The sequence below is a fragment of the Azospirillum brasilense genome, assembly GCF_007827815.1.
GTDB classification, from domain to species: domain Bacteria; phylum Pseudomonadota; class Alphaproteobacteria; order Azospirillales; family Azospirillaceae; genus Azospirillum; species Azospirillum brasilense_C.
The window spans coordinates 46,491-63,357 of the sequence record NZ_VITH01000007.1 but is presented as its reverse complement, the minus strand read 5'-3'; the positions used below and the strand labels follow the sequence as shown (position 1 = coordinate 63,357).

15 protein-coding genes are annotated in these 16,867 nt (G+C 70.2%); 6 read left to right on the top strand and 9 right to left on the bottom strand.

Annotated elements, in window-relative coordinates:
• Positions 1-7: 7 nt before the first annotated feature.
• The 8 genes from FBZ83_RS15420 to FBZ83_RS15385 all read right to left on the bottom strand — a co-directional run bounded on the left by FBZ83_RS15420 (position 8) and on the right by FBZ83_RS15385 (position 11,511).
• The gene (locus FBZ83_RS15420) at positions 8-2,350 is read right to left on the bottom strand and encodes a methyl-accepting chemotaxis protein (protein ID WP_247888321.1); all 2,343 of its coding nucleotides are present in this window, start codon (positions 2,348-2,350) and stop codon (positions 8-10) included.
• Between the two features lie 181 nt (positions 2,351-2,531).
• On the bottom strand, positions 2,532-3,764 hold the full coding sequence (locus FBZ83_RS15415; protein WP_247888320.1) for a GNAT family N-acetyltransferase: 1,233 nt from the start codon (positions 3,762-3,764) through the stop codon (positions 2,532-2,534).
• Positions 3,761-5,416: an acyl-CoA synthetase gene (locus FBZ83_RS15410; RefSeq protein ID WP_145684423.1), complete on the bottom strand. Its 1,656-nt coding sequence runs from the start codon at positions 5,414-5,416 to the stop codon at positions 3,761-3,763. Before FBZ83_RS15410 ends, FBZ83_RS15415 begins: the two co-directional genes overlap by 4 nt.
• A gap of 150 nt (positions 5,417-5,566) precedes the next feature.
• Complete coding sequence (locus FBZ83_RS15405; protein WP_145684416.1) at positions 5,567-6,049, bottom strand: YbaK/EbsC family protein; 483 nt, start codon at positions 6,047-6,049, stop codon at positions 5,567-5,569.
• Positions 6,050-6,055: 6 nt separating this feature from the next.
• Positions 6,056-6,883, bottom strand: coding sequence for a pyrroline-5-carboxylate reductase (proC, locus tag FBZ83_RS15400; RefSeq protein WP_145684409.1), 828 nt, complete (start codon positions 6,881-6,883; stop codon positions 6,056-6,058).
• Between the two features lie 5 nt (positions 6,884-6,888).
• Entirely contained in the window at positions 6,889-7,392 is a 504-nt protein-coding gene (locus tag FBZ83_RS15395) for a YbjN domain-containing protein (protein ID WP_109068036.1), read from the bottom strand.
• 201 nt (positions 7,393-7,593) lie between these two features.
• The gene (locus FBZ83_RS15390; RefSeq protein ID WP_145684405.1) at positions 7,594-7,941 is read right to left on the bottom strand and encodes an accessory factor UbiK family protein; all 348 of its coding nucleotides are present in this window, start codon (positions 7,939-7,941) and stop codon (positions 7,594-7,596) included.
• A gap of 138 nt (positions 7,942-8,079) precedes the next feature.
• A complete protein-coding gene (locus tag FBZ83_RS15385; RefSeq protein WP_211101670.1) occupies positions 8,080-11,511 on the bottom strand; it encodes an AsmA family protein in 3,432 nt (1,143 codons plus the stop codon).
• A 205-nt stretch (positions 11,512-11,716) separates the two neighbouring features.
• Between FBZ83_RS15385 and FBZ83_RS15380 the strand changes: the two genes are divergently transcribed.
• Together FBZ83_RS15380 and FBZ83_RS15375 are read left to right on the top strand one after the other, a co-directional pair.
• Positions 11,717-11,908: a DUF4169 family protein gene (locus FBZ83_RS15380; protein WP_145684396.1), complete on the top strand. Its 192-nt coding sequence runs from the start codon at positions 11,717-11,719 to the stop codon at positions 11,906-11,908.
• 144 nt (positions 11,909-12,052) lie between these two features.
• The gene (locus FBZ83_RS15375; protein WP_145684389.1) at positions 12,053-12,892 is read left to right on the top strand and encodes a DUF2189 domain-containing protein; all 840 of its coding nucleotides are present in this window, start codon (positions 12,053-12,055) and stop codon (positions 12,890-12,892) included.
• Positions 12,893-12,952: 60 nt separating this feature from the next.
• Here the strand turns inward: FBZ83_RS15375 and FBZ83_RS15370 are convergent, their stop codons facing one another.
• Positions 12,953-13,141 (bottom strand): DUF1192 domain-containing protein, encoded by a 189-nt coding sequence (locus FBZ83_RS15370; RefSeq protein ID WP_145684381.1) that lies wholly within the window; start codon positions 13,139-13,141, stop codon positions 12,953-12,955.
• Between the two features lie 200 nt (positions 13,142-13,341).
• Here FBZ83_RS15370 and FBZ83_RS15365 point away from each other — a divergent pair, with 200 nt between their 5' ends.
• The 4 genes from FBZ83_RS15365 (at position 13,342) to FBZ83_RS15350 (ending at position 16,775) form a co-directional block, all read left to right on the top strand.
• On the top strand, positions 13,342-14,349 hold the full coding sequence (locus FBZ83_RS15365) for an NAD(P)H-quinone oxidoreductase (protein WP_145684374.1): 1,008 nt from the start codon (positions 13,342-13,344) through the stop codon (positions 14,347-14,349).
• A gap of 308 nt (positions 14,350-14,657) precedes the next feature.
• Complete coding sequence (locus FBZ83_RS15360; RefSeq protein ID WP_145679542.1) at positions 14,658-15,275, top strand: DUF1013 domain-containing protein; 618 nt, start codon at positions 14,658-14,660, stop codon at positions 15,273-15,275.
• 156 nt (positions 15,276-15,431) lie between these two features.
• Entirely contained in the window at positions 15,432-16,025 is a 594-nt protein-coding gene (locus FBZ83_RS15355) for a UbiX family flavin prenyltransferase (protein WP_041810970.1), read from the top strand.
• Between the two features lie 57 nt (positions 16,026-16,082).
• Positions 16,083-16,775, top strand: a complete 693-nt coding sequence (locus FBZ83_RS15350; protein WP_137140232.1) for a carbonic anhydrase — start codon at positions 16,083-16,085, stop codon at positions 16,773-16,775.
• Positions 16,776-16,867 lie beyond the last annotated feature (92 nt).

The window sequence follows — 16,867 nt, the reverse complement described above, 5'->3', positions numbered from 1 at the left end:
ACGTCCGTCAGGCGGTCCGCACCTTGTTGAGGAAGCCCTGCACCTCGGACCGCAGATGCTCGGCCTGCCGGGTCAAGGTGCGGCTGGCGTCCAGAACCGCGTCGGCGGCTCCCCCGGTCTTGGTGGCGGCGTTGGTCACCTCGGCGATGTGGTGCATCACCTCCTGCGTGCCCTCGGCGGCCTGGTTGACGTTCTGGGCGATCTCGCGGGTGGCGAGCCCCTGCTGCTCCATGGCGCGGGCGATCTCGGTCACCGTGCTGCTGATGGTGCCGACCGCGTCGGAGATGGTGCGGATGGCGCCCACCGCCCCGCCCGTCGCCGCCTGCATCTGCGCCACCTGGCTGGAGATCTCCTCGGTCGCCTTGGCGGTCTGCCCGGCGAGGTTCTTCACCTCCGTCGCCACGACGGCGAAGCCCTTTCCGGCCTCCCCGGCGCGCGCCGCCTCGATGGTGGCGTTGAGCGCCAGCAGATTGGTCTGCTCGGCGATCTCGCCGATCAGGTCGACCACCTGCCCGATGCGCTGGGCGGCCTCGGCCAGCCCTTCGACGATGCCGTTGGTCTCGGTCGCCTTGGCCGCCGCGCCGACCGCCACCTGGGAGCTGCTGTTGAGCTGACGGGAAATCTCGGCGATGGAGGAGGACAGCTCCTCCGCCGCCGCGGCGACGGTCTGCACGTTGCTTGACGCCTGTTCCGACGCCGCGGCGACGGCGCTCGACTTGGCGGTGGTCAGGGCCGCGTCCGACGACATCTCCTGCGCGTCGCGGCCGAGGTTGCCGGCGGATTCAGTCAGCGACTGGACGACGCCCGACACCGCCTGCTCGAAGCCGTTGGCGAACTCGTTCATGGTGCGGCGGCGGTCGGCGTCGATCTGCCGGCGCATCTCCTCCCGCTCGCCCTCCATGCGCTGCATCTCCAGGGCGTTCTCCTTGAAGACGCTGAGCGCCTCGGCCATGGCGCGCAGCTCGTCCTTGCGGCTGCTGCCGGGGATGTCCACCGTCAGGTCGCCCTCGGCCAGCCGCCCCATCGCCTTGGTCATGGCGTGCATCGGGTGGGTGATGGCGCGGTCGATGATCCACGCCATCAGCACGCCGAGCGCCAGCGCCACGGCGGCGCCGATGATGATGATCAGCTCCGCCCCGCTGCGCCCGTTCTCGCGGTCGTCGCGCTGGATGGAGACGAGACGGGCCACCTGCTCGCTGACGTCGCCGGCCGCCTTGGCCATGGTCTTGGAGGCGGTGCGCTGGTTCTCGCTGGTGGTGACCAGGGCGGCGAACTCCCGGTCGAAGGCCTGGGCCGCCTCGGTGATGGCGGCGATCAGGGCGCGCCCTTCCGAATCGACGAGCACGGCGCCGGCCTGGGTGGCGAGCGCCAGCGTCTCCTTGACCGCGCCATGCACCCGGTTGCGGGGCTCCTCGCCGTTCATCAGGATGAAGTCACGCTGCCCCAGCATGGCGGACTGCGCGCCCTGGATCAGGCGCATGGCGATGCCGCGCAGCTGGACGGCCTCGTTCACCTCGCTCTGGGCGAAGTTCGCGGCCTCCTGGAGCGCGCTGGAGACCATCGCCTGGTTCTCCTGCATCTCGTGGGCGAGGTTCTGGATTTCCTGGGCGTGGCGGTCCAGCGCCTGGATGCGGCCGCTGGCCGACTCCCCGGCGCCCTCGGTGCGGGTCTGATCGAACACCATGCGGTAAGCGCCGGCGATGGTGACGATCCGCTGGGCCAGCTCCTCGTCGTTGGTGCCGACGAGGTCCTTCTCGATGGCCTCGGCGTTCGCCAGCAGCGCCGCGATGGCCTCCCCGGCGGCCGCCATCGTGGCGGGGTTGCGGGTGTGAGCGAAGTCGGACTGCAGGCGCCGCGCCTCCAGCACCATCTCGATCAGCCGGTCGGCGCGGTCGGAGGTGTCGCGGCTCTGCCGCACGGCGTGCTCCGCGTCCTTCAGGCTGACCATGTTCTGGTCGTAGCGGTCGGACTGCTGCGTGCCGATCTTCTCCGCGATCTCCCGCAGGGCCTGGGCGCGCGTCTCCATGCTCTGGGTACGGGCGCGGGCCTCCTGGTCCTGGGCGACGAAGTTGGCGAAGGCGCTGCGGTAGCCGGCGATGCCGGCCAGGATCTCGTCGACCAGCCGGACGCTGCCGGCGTCCTCCAGCGCGGACCGCGTGCCCTGCGCCTCGTCGCGCAGCCGGTCCAACATGCCGGGCACATTGTCGGCAGCCTTGGAGTCGCGCTCGGTGACGAAGCGGGCTTCCTCGATCCGCACGGTTTTCAGCCGGGCGTCCAGTTCGGCGGTGTGGGCCGCCAGATCGACGCGTCCCGCGTAGGTGCGCAGGCTGTTCCAACCAACGAACGCCACGCCAACCGTCATCAGAAGGACCGCCGCAAAACCGAGCGCAATCCGCGTTCCAATCGTCATGAAATCGGGCTCCCCCGGATCGTACGGCCTTGTTCGCCGGCCGTCGTCATGCCTTTGTCATTAAGGGATACAGCAGAAAGGGTTAATTTCTGGTTTGATAAACGCAACTGGTAACACCGCTTCAGAACCGGTCCGGCATCCAGGGCGCCGGCCCCGAGAAAAACCGCGCCGCCAGCGCCACCGCGTCTTCACCGCCGCGCAGAAGACCAACCTGTCGGAGAACATGCGGCCCCTTATGCCCGCTGTAGAGGCTGGCGAGGGCGCCGATGGACAGCGACAGCACCGCGTCGTCCGTCGTCCCACCCGCCTTTTCCGCTCTGTTCGGCGTCCTCCGCAACGGGCGCACGGACGCGTTCCCCTCGGACAGCCGCAACCGGAAGCTGCCGGAATTCTCCGGAATCAGCGCGTCCGACACCTCCAGGATCAGCTCTCCCGCAACCCCAGGCGGGTATCCGCGGCTTTCCAGGGCGCGCGGCAGGTCGAGAATGCGCAACAACCATTCGTCGCACGCGTCGGCGCGCACCCCACGCTCCGGCGCCAGCAGAACCAGCGGATCGTCCGGTCCGCCGCGCCACGTCACGCGGTCGACCTGCGCCCGGTAACCGGCCAGGAAGCCCTGCACCAGCCGCACCGCCCGCGGGCTGAGGAGGCAGAGATCCGCAACATTGAGCTTCCGGTCGGCCGGCGGCGCCACCGCAACGTATCCCTCCGCACCGCCAGCGCCACCCAAGGTGTAAACATCGGATGGGACGCCGTCCGGGCAGAGGGCGAAACTCCACAGCCCCTCATTGCGCACCACCAGACCGTTGGTGGTGGCGAGCAGGCTGCGGCGTAGCGCCGCAAGCTCGCTGGCGTCGCTGGCGTCGGTGCGGCGGATCCAGCCATCTCCCGGCGGCGGCCCGGCGGACAGGGCGGCCGGCGGCGCGCTCCAGTCGAAGGACACCCCGCCCCGCCCGAATCCCAGGCGGGTGTAGAGCGGCAGGGTCGCCGGGTAGAGCGCCGACAGCGCGGCGCCCCCGGCCCGCGCCTCCTCCAGCAGGCCGCGCATCAGCGCGCTTCCATAGCCGCGCCCGCGCTCCGCCGGATCGACGGCCACCGCCGCCACGCCGCAGGACGGCACCGGGCGTCCGCCGAACCATTGGTCCATCGGCCAGACCGCGGCGCAGCCGACGAGCTGGCCGGCGCGGCCCGCCTCCGGCCCGGCGCGCAGACCACGCATCACGCCCGGCCCGAACAACTCCACCGACCGGTCGAAATACTCGCGGGGAATGCCGAAACCCTGGCGAACCAGGGTCGCGGCGTCCGCCCGTTCCTCGGGCAGAAGGGGGCCGAAGCCCCCGGTCACAGCGCTCACACCTTCGCTCCGTTCAGCGCGCGGGCCTGGTCGCGCAGCACGTATTTCTGGATCTTGCCGGTCGAGGTCTTCGGCAGGGCGGTGAAGACGACGGTGCGCGGGCACTTGAAGTGGGCCAGATGCTCGCGGCAATAGGCGATCACCTCCGCCTCGGTCAGCTGCTTGCCCTCCTTGACGGTGACGAAGGCGCAGGGCGTCTCGCCCCACTTCTCGTCCGGACGGGCGACCACGGCGGCCTCGACGATGTCCGGATGCTTGTAGAGGACCGATTCGACCTCGATGGTCGAGATGTTCTCGCCACCGGAGATGATGATGTCCTTGGAGCGGTCCTTCAGTTCGATGTAGCCGTCGGGATGCCAGACGCCGAGGTCGCCGGTGTGGAACCATCCGCCGGAGAAGGCCTCCTGCGTGGCCCGCGGATTCTTCAGATAGCCCTTCATGACGGTGTTGCCGCGCATGAAGATCTCGCCCATCGTCACGCCGTCCTTGCGGGTCGGCTGGAGCGTGTTGGGGTCGGCGACCATCAGCCCTTCCAGCGTGGCGTAGTTCACGCCCTGCCGCGCCTTCAGCGCCGCGCGCTCCTCCAGCGGCAGGTCGTTCCAGTGCTCGTGCCAGGCGCAGATGGTGACCGGGCCGTAGACCTCGGTCAGGCCGTAGACGTGGGTCACGTCGAAGCCCATCCGCTCGATCTTCTCGATCACCGCGGCGGGTGGGGCGGCGCCGGCGGTCATCATCTTGACGCCGCGCGGGATCTCCCGCTTCTGCTCCTCCGGCGCGTTGACGATCAGCCCCATGATGATGGGGGCGCCGCACATGTGGGTGACGCCGAGGTCGGCCAGCGCGTCGTAGATGCCCTTGGCGGTAATGGTGCGCACGCAGACGTTGGTGCCGGCCATGGCGGTGACCGTCCAGGGGAAGCACCAGCCGTTGCAGTGGAACATCGGCAGGGTCCACAGATAGACGGGATGGTGCGGCATCGCCCAGGTCAGCACGTTGCCCATGGCGTTCAGATAGGCGCCGCGGTGGTGGTAGACGACGCCCTTGGGGTTGCCGGTGGTGCCGCTGGTGTAGTTCAGCGCGATGGCCTGCCACTCGTCGGCCGGCATCGCCCATTCGTAGGCCGGGTCGCCGGTCTCCAGGAACTGCTCGTAGGTCTGCTCGCCGATCAGTTCGCCGCCCTTGGCCTGCGGGTCGTCGATGTCGATGACGATGGGGCGGCGCTTCGGCTCCAGCATGTGGACGGCCTTGGAAATGACGCCGGAGAACTCCCGGTCGGTCAGCAGGACCTTGGCCTCGCCATGCTCCAGGATGAAGGCCAGCGCCTCGGCGTCCAGGCGGATGTTCAGGGCGTTCAGGACCGCGCCGGCCATCGGGACGCCGAAATGCGCCTCGAAGGATTCCGGCGTGTTGGGGGCCATCACCGCGACCGTGTCGCCCAGCCCGATGCCGCGCTTGACCAGGGCCGAGGCGAGGCGCACGCACCGCTCGTAGGTTTCCGCCCAGGTGCGGCGGACCGGGCCGTGGATCACGGCGGTGCGCTGCGGGTAGACGGCGGCGGTGCGGCGCAGGAACGAAAGCGGCGACAGCGGCACCGTGTTGGCGGCGTTCTGGTCGAGGTCGGTCTCGTACGGGTTATGCCGGGCGTCGGTCACGGATGCCTCCCTGATGCGTCTCTGTTCAAGAACTCGTTGCGGAGAGTCTTGCCAGAGAATCCAGAGGCTTGGAAGAGGGGTGGCCGGGCGATGCGCGATCATGCCGCGCTGCGGCATCCTGACCGCTTGACCGGTTTTCGCGGGGTGCGCTCAGCCCTTGCGGACGGTTTCGACCCGCCCGCCGGTCATGGCGACGAGCTGCGCCGGGGTCAGGCGGAAGACCGCGTTGGGGGTGCCGGCGGCGGCCCAGATGGCGTCCAACGCCAGCAGGTCGGCGTCGATCAGGACCAGCGGCGGCACGGCGTGGCCGATGGGCGGCACCCCGCCGATGGCGAAGCCGGTGCTCTCCCGGACAAAGTCGGGATCGGCCCGCTCGATCTTCTCGCCGATCAGCCGGCCCACCGCCTTCTCGTCCACCCGGTTGGCCCCGCTGGCCACCACCAGCACCGGCCGGCCGCTGTCTTTCGCGCGGAAGATCAAGGACTTGGCAATCTGCGCCACGGCGCAGCCGACGGCGGTCGCGGCGTCCTCCGACGTCCGGGTGCTGCCCTCATGCTCGACCACGCTGTGGCCGTGGCCGAAGCCATCCAGCAAGGCTTGAACCCGTTGGGCGGAAGGGCTGAGGGCCGCCATGCCGCGTTACTTCGCCAATTCGCGGGAACGGTTCGCGGCGGCAGCCACGGCGCGGTCGAACAGCGGCTGCATGCCGTCACCGGCCATCAGGACGTCGAGCGCCGCCTGGGTGGTGCCGTTGGGGCTGGTCACCGCCTTGCGCAGGTCGGCGGCGGCGGTCGGGGACTGGTGAAGCAGCTCGCCAGCGCCCGCAACGGTGGCCCGCGCCAGACGCATGGCAAGTTCGGCGGGCAATCCGGCGGCCTCGCCGGCCTTCGCCATGGCCTCCACCATCAGGAAGACATAGGCGGGACCACTGCCCGAGACGGCGGTCACCGGATCGAGAAGCGACTCGTCCTCCACCCAGGCCACGTCGCCGACCGCGCGCAGCAGCGAATCGCACAGCGTCTTCTGCGCCTCGGTCACCACCGGGTTGCCGACGGCGACGGTCATGCCGCGGCCGATGGCGGCGGGCGTGTTGGGCATGGAGCGGACGATGGCCGCTCCCTCGCCCAGCGCCGCTTCGAAGGAGGCGATGGTCTTGCCGGCGGCGACGGAGAGGAACACCGTGCCGGGGCGGACCAGAGCCCGGTAGGCGGGCAGAACCGAATCCATCACCTGCGGCTTCACCGCAAGGACTACCACATCCGGTGCGAAACCGGCGGGCAGAGCATCCGGACCGCTCGCCAGGGCGACGGCGGGGTTGCCGCGCAGCGACTCCGGCAGGCCCGACGGCTCGACCACGGCGACGCTGGAGGCGATGCCGGCGGTCAGCCAGCCGTCGAGCATCGCGCCGCCCATCTTGCCGCAGCCGGCCAGAAGCAGCGTGCAGCCCGTCGTTCCACCCTGCGCCATGGCGGTCACGCCTCCCCCGCGGTGTCGAGGATGGCGGCGGACACCGCTTCGGACGCCGACTTGCCGCCCCAGATCACGAACTGGAAGGCGGGGTAGAACCGCTCGCACTCCGACAGGGCGATCTCGACGAGGTCCTCGAGCTGCTCCACCGTCGCGCCGCGCGAACCGCGCAGCAGCATGGTCTGGCGGAACATCGGCGTGTGCTCCTCGGAGCAAACGTCGAAATGGCCGAGCCACATGCGCGCGTTCACCTCCGCCAGCAGATCATTGACCGAGGACCGGCGCGCCGCCGGGACCTTCATGTCGAACTGGCAGGAGAACTGCATCGCGCTGACGTCGGACTGCCAGACGAAATAGAGCCGGTAATCGCACCAGCGCCCGCCGATCTCGACGATCAGCTCGTCCTCGCCGGCCCGCTCGAAGGGCCATTCGTTGGCGGTGACGATCTCCTCGACGATGTCCAGGGGATTGTGCGCGGATGAGGGGGTGTCGACGGCAACAGCCGACATGTCGGCGTCCTCCTGTAAAGGCGCGGTGGACGGAACCGCCCCGGGGCCGCTCCGCCTTCGCGCGAGAAGGGGAAGCCCCGAGATGTTGTGGCTGGCAGACGGATGAATACCACCCAGGGCACCGTGCCAAAAGGGTCTGGCCGGCGCAACTGGTTTTCGGCACTGCATCCGTGAAGGATCGGAGGCGTGGCGGGAACCGGATCAGACCGGTCCGGTGCCCCCGCCCGCGATGGGACCGACGGAGGGAGCCGCTGCGGGGGCGGAGGCGCCCGTGTCCGGCTTCGAGTCGCGTTCGGCCTTGAGCGCCGCGACCGTGGCCTCCAGAGCGGCGAGCCGCTCGGCCATGGTCTCCTGCTCCTCACGGGCCTTGGCGGCCATGGCGCGGACGGCCTCGTGCTCTTCGCGGCTCACCACGTCCATGCGCGACAGCACGCGCTCGAACTGCTGGCGCATCTGCGCCTCGGCTTCCTCACGCAGGGACGACAGCGCGCCGAGCGCACCGCCCGCGACGCGGGCCAGATCGTCCAGAATCTTATTGTCCACCTGCATCGACTCAAAATCCGCTTCTTGTCTGTCGCATTATGGGACCCGCCCCACGGAACTTCAACGGGCTTGGACGCAATGCGTCACGGGGCTTGGACGCAATGCGTCACGGGGCTTGGACGCGATGCGCCACGCGCGCGCCTCTCAACGCCGCAGCCCGTCGATCAGCCCCTTCAACAGCGCGTCCGGCTTCGGCGCGTTGCCGCCCCCGGGAATTGGCAGGTCCTTCGGCACCACCTTGTTCAGCAGACCCTCGGCGGCGCGGCGGGCGAAATGCTCCTGCACCTCCTGCATCTCGAAGGAGCGGGTGGGCTTGTCGAGCGCGCCGGTCATGCGGACGGTCAGCGGGGGCAGCGACTGATCGGACTGCACGGTCAGGCGGACGCGCATGTCGATGGTCTGCGCCGGCAGGTTGACCTGCCCCACCGCCACCGCCTCGCCCAGGTCGGAGGTCAGGCGCGTGTCCTCGGTGCGGGCCACGCCCTTGTCGATGGCGAAGCTGCCGTCCAGCCGGGCGAAGCGCGTCTCGCCGCCCTGAAGGCCGCCCATCACCGCGCCCAGCAACTCCTGCGGGCGCTCCAGCTTGGTCAGCCGGTCGCGCAGGGCGCCCAGGTCGAAGCCGCGCAGCAGGCCGTCGCGGGCGCTGATCCGGCCCTGGCCGCCCAGCGCCTTGAGCATGGCGTCGCCGTCGGCGCCGCTGGTCGTCAGGTTGGCCTCGGCGTCCAGAACGCCCCCGGCGATCTCCAGCGCTCCGCCACCCAGCCCGCCGCCCACCGCCTCGGCCAGCTTGGCCTTGGACAGGGTGATGGTGGCCTCGGCGGTCGGCGTCTGGTTGCCCGGCGCGGCGAGCCGCCCGGTGGCGCCGAGCTGGCCGCCCATCAGGGCACCGTCGAAACGCTCCACCGTCAGCACGCCGTTGGTCACGGTGGCGCGCAGGGCCGGATTCTCGATCCGCGTGCCGCCCTTGACGAGGGCGGAGGCGGTCAGCGCGAAGCGTCCGTCGAAGCGGCGCAGCCCGCTGAAATCCCCCGTCGCGGCGGGCGCGCCCGAGGACGTCTCGGCCGATGGAGACGGGGCACTCGCCGGGCGGGCCGCCGCGGCGGGGAGCGCCGCCAGCCGGTCCAGCTCCAGGTCGCCGGTCTGCAGGTCGGCCTCGACCCGCGGCTTGCTGCCGTTGAGGTCGGCGCTGGCCTTGCCCTTGACGGTGACACCGGCCACCGTCCCCTGGATGTTGCCCAGGGTGAACGCCTTCCGCGTCCCCGCCAGCTCCGTGTAGAGGTCCATCGGGCCGAAGGAGGCTGGCCCCGCGCCACCGGCGGGCGGAGTATCGGCGAACAGGCTGGCCAGCCGGGCCAGCTCCGGATGCTTGGCGCGCAGCTTGAGGTCGGCGCTGGGGTCCTTCTCGACGTTCGACAGTGTGCCGCCCGCCTCCAGCGAGCCTTCGACCGCCTCGACGCCCAGCTCGACCGCCAGACGGTCGGCGTCGCCCGACAGGCGGGCCTGCGCCTTCACCGCGCCCAGCCGCTCCGGCGAGGGCGCGCCCTCCGGCCAGGGAACGGCGCGCGCCACCCCATCCAGGCTGGGGGCCTCGGCGTTCAGCGTCAGATGGGCGCCGCGCAGCGGCTCCAGCCCGGCGATCTGCCCGTCCAGCCGGAGCTTCACCCCGGCGGCGTCCTGCACCGTCGCCTCTTTGATCGACAGGGCGCCGCCCGCGGCGGTGGCGTCGAGCCGAAGCCCCTGCACCGGCGTGTTGCGCACGGTCAACTGGCCGACCGACACTTCCAGATTCGCGTCCACGCCGGCCAGCAGCCGGGCCGGGGTCATCGACGAATTGCCGGATGAATTTCCGTTGCGCGCCGGGGCCGCCGTCCCGTTCGCGGCGGGAGCGGTATGGGCCGCGTTGGCGCCGCCCGGCGGGGGAAGATAGGCGTCGAGGTTCAGCCGGTCGAGGTCGAGCCGCGCCCCGAAGGCGGGCCGGCCACGGTCCACATAGGCGACGGCGCCGGTCAGCCGGCTGGCGTCGACCCGCAGGTCGAGCCCGCTCACGTCCACACGCCCCGGCCGGCCCTGCAGCTGCGCGGCGATCGAGGCCCGGCGCAGGCGATCCGCCGGCACGGCGCGGACGTCCACCCGCAGCCACTCCAGCAGGGCGCGCAGGTTGTCGGCGTTCGCCTCCATCCGCAGGTTGAGGTTGGGCTGGCCGTTGGCCGCCGCCAGCTCGCCCGCCGCCACGATGTCGGACCCGCCGGGCAGCAGCGCGCTGATACGGTCGATGTTCAGCGTGCCGCCGGTCAGGCTGGCCTCCACCCGCCCCTGGCGCATCACGCCGCCGTTGTAGGTGATGCCGTCCACCGCGAGGTCGAGCTTGGCGTCCAGCGCGTCCGGCAGGGCGAAGCCGCCCGGCTGGCTGGCGCTACCCGAAGCAGCGCCGGCGGAGGGGGCGCCAACGGATGGGGCGCTGGGCGCCGCGCCCTTGCCCCCGTTGGTGTTGCGGGCGGTCGACGGGGCGCCGGTCTCCGCGCCGCCGCTCGACCGGGCGCGCTCCAGCCAGGCGTCGAGGTCCAGCCGGTTCAAAGCCAGGGTCAGTTCCGCCCGCGCCGGCGTTCCGCTGCGCAGGGTCGCCGTGCCGGTGGCGCGCGTGTCGCCGAGCTGCGCCTCGAGATTGGTGAAGGTCGCCGTGGTCGGCGACGCCTCGACCGCCGTGCGGATGCCGAAGGACTGGGCGAGCAACGCGTTCGCCTTCCGGTCCTCGCCGGCCGCCGCACCGTTGCGGACCAGGGCCAGGACGCGGGACAGGTCGCTGCCCTCGGCGCGCAGGTCGCCCTGGGCGCGCGACCCGCCGTTGCCCGGCGGGTTGGTCACGATCCCGGCGAAGCGCAGCGTGGCGTCGGTGTCGGCCATCGACAGGGCGGCCCGGACCTGGACGGCGGCGCCGTCGATCAGCCGGCTGACGAACATCTCCCCGCGCAGCGGCACGCCGCGCGCGCGAAAGCTGCCCTGCCCCTGGAACGGCCCGGTGAAGCTGCCGGCGACGATGCGCGCGTCGACCTGGTCGATCACCTCCGACTGGCCGGTGCGGGCGTCGCGGTACTGGATGGTGCCGTTCTGCACCGTCACCTGGTCGAAGCTGACCGCCGAGGCCAGCCCGTCGCCGGACCCGCTCCGCTCCGCGCCGGCCGGTCGCCCGGCGCCGGACAGGTCCCAGTTGAAGCGCCCGTCGGGCAATGTTTCGAACAGGAAGGTGGGATCGATCAGGCGGATGCTCTGCACCTGGATGTGGCCGCTGAGCAGCGGGCCGAGCGCCACGCGGACGTCCAGCTCCTTCAGGCGGGCCATGTCCTGCTCCGACCCGCCGGGCGCGTTGGCCAGACGGGCATCGCGCACGGTCAGCGCCGGGGCCGGCAGCAGCGACAGGCCGATGTCGCCCCTCAGCTCCACCTCACGCCCCGTCGCGGCGGACACCCGCTCCGCGATCTGGGCTTTGTAGGCGTTCCAATCGACGACGCTGGGCACGATCAGCACCGCGGCCACCAGCAGACCGACGACTATCAGAGCTGCGATCAGGAATCTCTTCACCGGTTGACGCGCCTTCCCCACCGTTCGGCTGTTGAGTCGCCGTGTTGCCGCCACAAGCCGCGAGAACCGCTGGCGCCCGCTCCGGTCTTCCGGGTGGCACGGGGTTTCGCTAAACTATCGTCCCGAAAGAAAACAAGCAATTTGGGCATTCCAACGGCCGCGTTGAACGAAGGATCAAATGCCCCGCCCTGCGGAGATTTCCCCCATGGCCGATGTCGTCAACCTGAACCGCTTCCGGAAGATGCGCCAGAAGGAAGAGCGTGAAAAAAACGCGGAGGCGAACCGCATCCGCTTCGGCCGCACCAAGACCGAGAAGTTGCGCGACCGCCAGGAGGCCGAGCGCCGCGCGGCGGAGCTGGACGGCAAGAAGGTCGAGGACGGGACGGGGGACGAGTAACGGCCGAGCCCGTGCTTTGGTATCGCTTTTGTGACAATTTGGTACTCTAACAATTCGTCCATAAGACAATCTGGATCGCCGCGGACCGCTTTGCTACAGTTGCGCTGACGAGAGGCGCAATGGGCAAAGGGGAGGACCATCATCATGGTCGACATGTCGTCTCACCGCGGTGCGTCCCAATTCCATCGGCCGGTCCGGCGCAAGGAACCCTCCGAGTTCCACAAGCCGGCGCCCTATCTTCCACGAATTCGCAGCGTCGACGTCGACCGCCCCTGGCTGTGGCTGAGCGCCGGCTGGCGCGACATGTGCACCAGCCCGGCGATCAGCGCCGCCTATGGCCTGCTCGCGGTGCTGTCCAGCTTCGCGCTCGTGGCGGTGCTGTCGATGCAGGACATGCAGTATCTCGTCCTGCCGATGGCGGCGGGCTTCATGCTGCTGGGGCCGGTGTTCGCCGTCGGCCTCTACGAGACCAGCCGCCTGCTGGAGCGGGGGGAGACTCCGACCCTGATGAAGGTCGCCGGGGCCTACCGCCGCAACGGCGTACAGATCGCCGGGATCGGGCTGGCGCTGACGCTGGCCATGCTGGCCTGGATCCGCATCGCCTTCCTGATCTTCGCGCTGTTCTTCGCGACGGAGCCGCCGGCCTTCGACCAACTCGTCGACCGCATCTTCTTCTCGGCCCAGACGTTCCCCTTCCTGCTGACCGGCACCATCGTCGGCGGCGTCATCGCCACGGCGGTCTTTGCCATCAGCGTGGTGTCGATCCCGATGCTGCTCGACCGCGAAACCGACAGCTTCACCGCCATGGCGACCAGCGTCGCCGTGCTGCGCGCGAATCTGCGGACCATGGCCGGCTGGGCCTTCCTGATCGTGCTGTTCACCGCGGCGGGGATGGTCACCGGCTTCCTCGGCTTGGCGCTGGCCCTGCCGCTGATCGGCCACGCCTCCTGGCACTGCTACCGCGATCTGGTCGGCGCGGACTGAGCTTTCACAGCCTTATTCCCTCTCCCGGGGCGGGAGAGGGAAAATCTTTATCCGCCCTTCTCAGGACGACTTCTTGAAGAAGGCCTCGGCGGCGTTCTTCTGCGCCTCCTTGGCGGCGATGGCGGCGCGGGCGCGGGCGATTTCCGCCTCCAGCCCGGCGATGTAGTCCTTCAGCTCCGCCACGCCCAGCGCGGTCAGGTCCTTCAGCGCCGGCTTGGCCTTGCGCGGCTCCAGATCGTCGATGTCCATTGGGCTTCTCCTCCCGCTTCCGCGCATCCCTGCCCCGCGCCGTCCGCTTCCCGCCCGTCGGAAAGGCCGGCGGGGCGTGCTTGTCAGCGCCGGTGCGGAATTCTAACTTTGGACGCCTGCGGACACAAACGGCCCGGCCGCCCGGAGCGGCGACGGCCGGATCGGTGGACACCGCGTCAACGAGGAATGGGGAAGAGACCATGGGCATCGCCCTGCCGGACAGCATGACCTGCGTGGAGATTTCGCAACCCGGCGGCCCGGAGGTCCTGCGCACCGTGCAGCGCCCCGCCCCGGTGCCCGGCCCCGGCGAGGTCCTGGTGGCGGTGGAGGCGGCGGGCGTGAACCGCCCGGACATGCTGCAGCGCCAGGGCCGCTACGACCCGCCGCCGGGCGCCTCCGACCTGCCCGGCCTGGAGATCGCCGGGCGCGTCGTCGCCATCGGCGAGGGCGTGACGGAGTGGGCCGCCGACGACGCGGTCTGTGCCCTGATCTCCGGCGGCGGCTACGCCCAGTATTGCGTTGTCCCGGCGCCCCAGCTCCTGCCCGTTCCCAAGGGCTACGGCATGGTCGAGGCCGCCGCGGTGCCGGAAACCTTCTTCACCGTCTGGACCAACGTGTTCGAGCGCGGCGCGCTGAAGCCCGGCGAGACCCTGCTGGTCCATGGCGGTTCCAGCGGCATCGGCACCACGGCCATCCAGCTCGCCAAGGCCTTCGGCGCCAAGGTGTTCACCACCGCCGGCAGCGCCGAGAAGTGCCGCGCCTGCGAGGAACTCGGCGCCGACCGCGCCATCGACTACAAGACCGAGGACTTCGCCGCGGTCATTCAGAAGGAGACCGGCGGACGCGGCGTCGACGTGGTGCTGGACATGGTCGGCGGCGATTACATCGCCCGCGACATCGGCATCATGGCCCCGGACGGGCGGCACGTCTCCATCGCCTTCCTCCAGGGGCCGAAGGTCTCCATCAACATGTTCCCGGTGATGACCAAGCGCCTGACCCTCACCGGCTCCACCCTGCGCGCCCGCTCGGTCGAGGAGAAGGGCCGCATCGCCGCCGCCCTGCGCGCAAAGGTCTGGCCGCTGCTGGAAGGCGGCACGGTCAAGCCGGTCATCCACAAGGTGTTTACCCTGGAGCAGGCGGCCGAGGCGCACGCGCTGATGGAATCCAGCGCGCACATCGGCAAGATCGTCATGACGGTCGGCCGCTGAACGTCAGCGCCGCCGCGGACCGTAGGATTGCGAAGGGAATTCCCCGGCAGCACAGCCGGGAATTCCCTTTCAAGCATTTTTTTCGCTTCATTCCTGTTCCCGAACCGCCGGGTGGGCTTGCTAAAGCGCGCCAAGACGGTTAGCAGAAGGATCGGTGTCCGGGTTTTCCCGGCCGCCTGCCCGAGCACGCTTACATCGACCGGTTCCGGCCCTATATGGAGGGCGAAGCTCGGGACCATCCGGTAAAGTATGGCCGATCGCGCCACCCGCCAGCGGGTGCGGTCGGGTTGGAGTTGTCAGGAGGGACGATGGCACTGCCCTTGATGCCGAAAGCGACGGCCGTCTGGCTGGTCGAGAACACATCCTTGACCTTCGAGCAGATTGCCGCCTTCTGCGGCCTGCATTCCCTGGAGGTCCAGGCCATCGCCGATGGCGAGGTGGCGGTCGGCATGGTCGGGCTGGACCCGGTGGCCAACGGTCAGTTGACGAAGGGCGAGATCGAGCGCTGCGAGCGCAACCAGGACCTGCGCCTGAAGCTGCTGGTCCCCGACCTGCCGCTCCCGGCGGCGCGGTCGAAGGGTCCGCGTTACACCCCGATCACCAAGCGCGGCGACAAGCCCGACGCCATCGCCTGGTTGCTGAAGCATCATCCGGAGCTGTCGGACGCCCAGCTCTGCCGCCTGATCGGCACGACCAAGCCGACCATCGCGGCGGTGCGCGACCGCACGCACTGGAACGCCCCGAACATCAAGCCGCGCAACCCCGTGCTGCTCGGTCTGTGCACCCAGCGCGAGCTGGAGGAGGCGCTGGCCCTGGCGGTCCGTCGCGGCGGTGTTCCTCTGTCGCAGGAGGAGCGCGAGGCGCAGGACGGCGAGGACGGCTACGGCGACGAGTCGCCCTATTCGGAGCGGGAAGAGGCGCGCTGACGCCGCTTTTCCGGCCCCTCTCCCCCAGCGGGAGGGGGGCTTTTTGCTTGTGCGCCCCGGGGATGGCCGTCCCTCCGTCCCCGGCGCCGGCCCTGCGGAAAGGCCCGTGAAGACCGCGCTCTGGACGACACCCCACCCGCGCGCTACTTCTTCGCCATGACTGCACCCTCCCGTCTTGTCGTCGGCATCAGCGGAGCCTCGGGCGTGATCCTGGGCATCCGCTTGCTGTCCGTGCTCCGCCGGATCGGCGTCGAATCGCACCTCGTGGTCAGCCGGTCCGCCGAGGTCACCCTGGCCCATGAGACGGACATGAAGGTGGCGGAGCTGCGCGCTCTGGCCGACGTGTCCTACGCCGCCGCCGACATCGGCGCGGCCATCGCCAGCGGCAGCTTCCGCGCCATGGGCATGATCGTCGCCCCCTGCTCGGTCCGCACGATGAGCGAGATCGCCACGGGCGTGACCTCCACCCTGCTGACCCGTGCGGCCGACGTCACGCTGAAGGAGCGCCGCCCGCTGGTGCTGATGGTGCGCGAGACGCCGCTGCATCTCGGGCACCTGCGCACCATGACCCAGCTGGCCGAGATGGGCGCGGTGATCGCCCCGCCGGTTCCCGCCTTCTACAGCCGCCCGCAGACCATCGACGATCTGGTCGACCACGCCGTCGGGCGTGCGCTCGACCTGTTCGGGCTGGACGCGGGCATTGTCCGCCGCTGGGGCGAGCCGGCGCCTGCGGAGGTTCTGGAAACATGACCCGGCCTGGGCTATACCGCATCCGCTAAATCCCGACCGATGAGGGGTATCAGAACGATGCCACACACCCGCGACCAGGACGTTCCGATTCGTCAGCTTCTCGCCGGGATGAAAGGTTTCCGGGCGCGTTACTACGAGCGCCGGCCCGACAGCATGCGCCAGCTCGTCGAGCAGGGGCAGAAGCCGAAGATCCTGATGATCGGCTGCTCCGACAGCCGCGTCGATCCGGCGCTGCTGACCGAGGCCGAGCCGGGCGAGATGTTCGTCGTCCGCAACGTCGCCAACCTCGTTCCGCCCTACCAGCCGGACGGCAGCTACCACGGCACCTCGGCGGCCATCGAGTACGCGGTGCGGGTGCTCCAGGTCAGCCACGTCATCGTGCTGGGCCACGCCCTGTGCGGCGGCATCCAGGGGCTGATCCGCCTGCGCAAGGGCGAGCCGGACCAGAACGACTTCGTGTCGCCCTGGGTGTCCATCGCCAGCGCGGCGCTCGATCCCTACATCCCGCCCGCCCAGGGGGACACCGACGAGGAACGGCGCAAGGCCGAGTTCGAGCGTCTCCAGCAGAAGCCCGACGTGATCGAGCGCGCCGCCGTCCGCACCTCGGTCGACAACCTGATGACCTTCCCCTTCGTCCGCGAGCGGGTGGAGGCCGGGTCGCTGGAACTGCACGGCTGGTGGTTCGATCTGGACAGCGGCGACCTGTGGGCCATCAATTCCCAGACCAAGATGTTCGAGCCTGTCGATTGAGGCCGGTCGACTGAGGCCGGCCGACTGAAGCTAGCCGACTGAGGGTGCCGGGTGGGCGAAAGCTGCCCAGCGGACGGTGAGGAGCCGCTTCC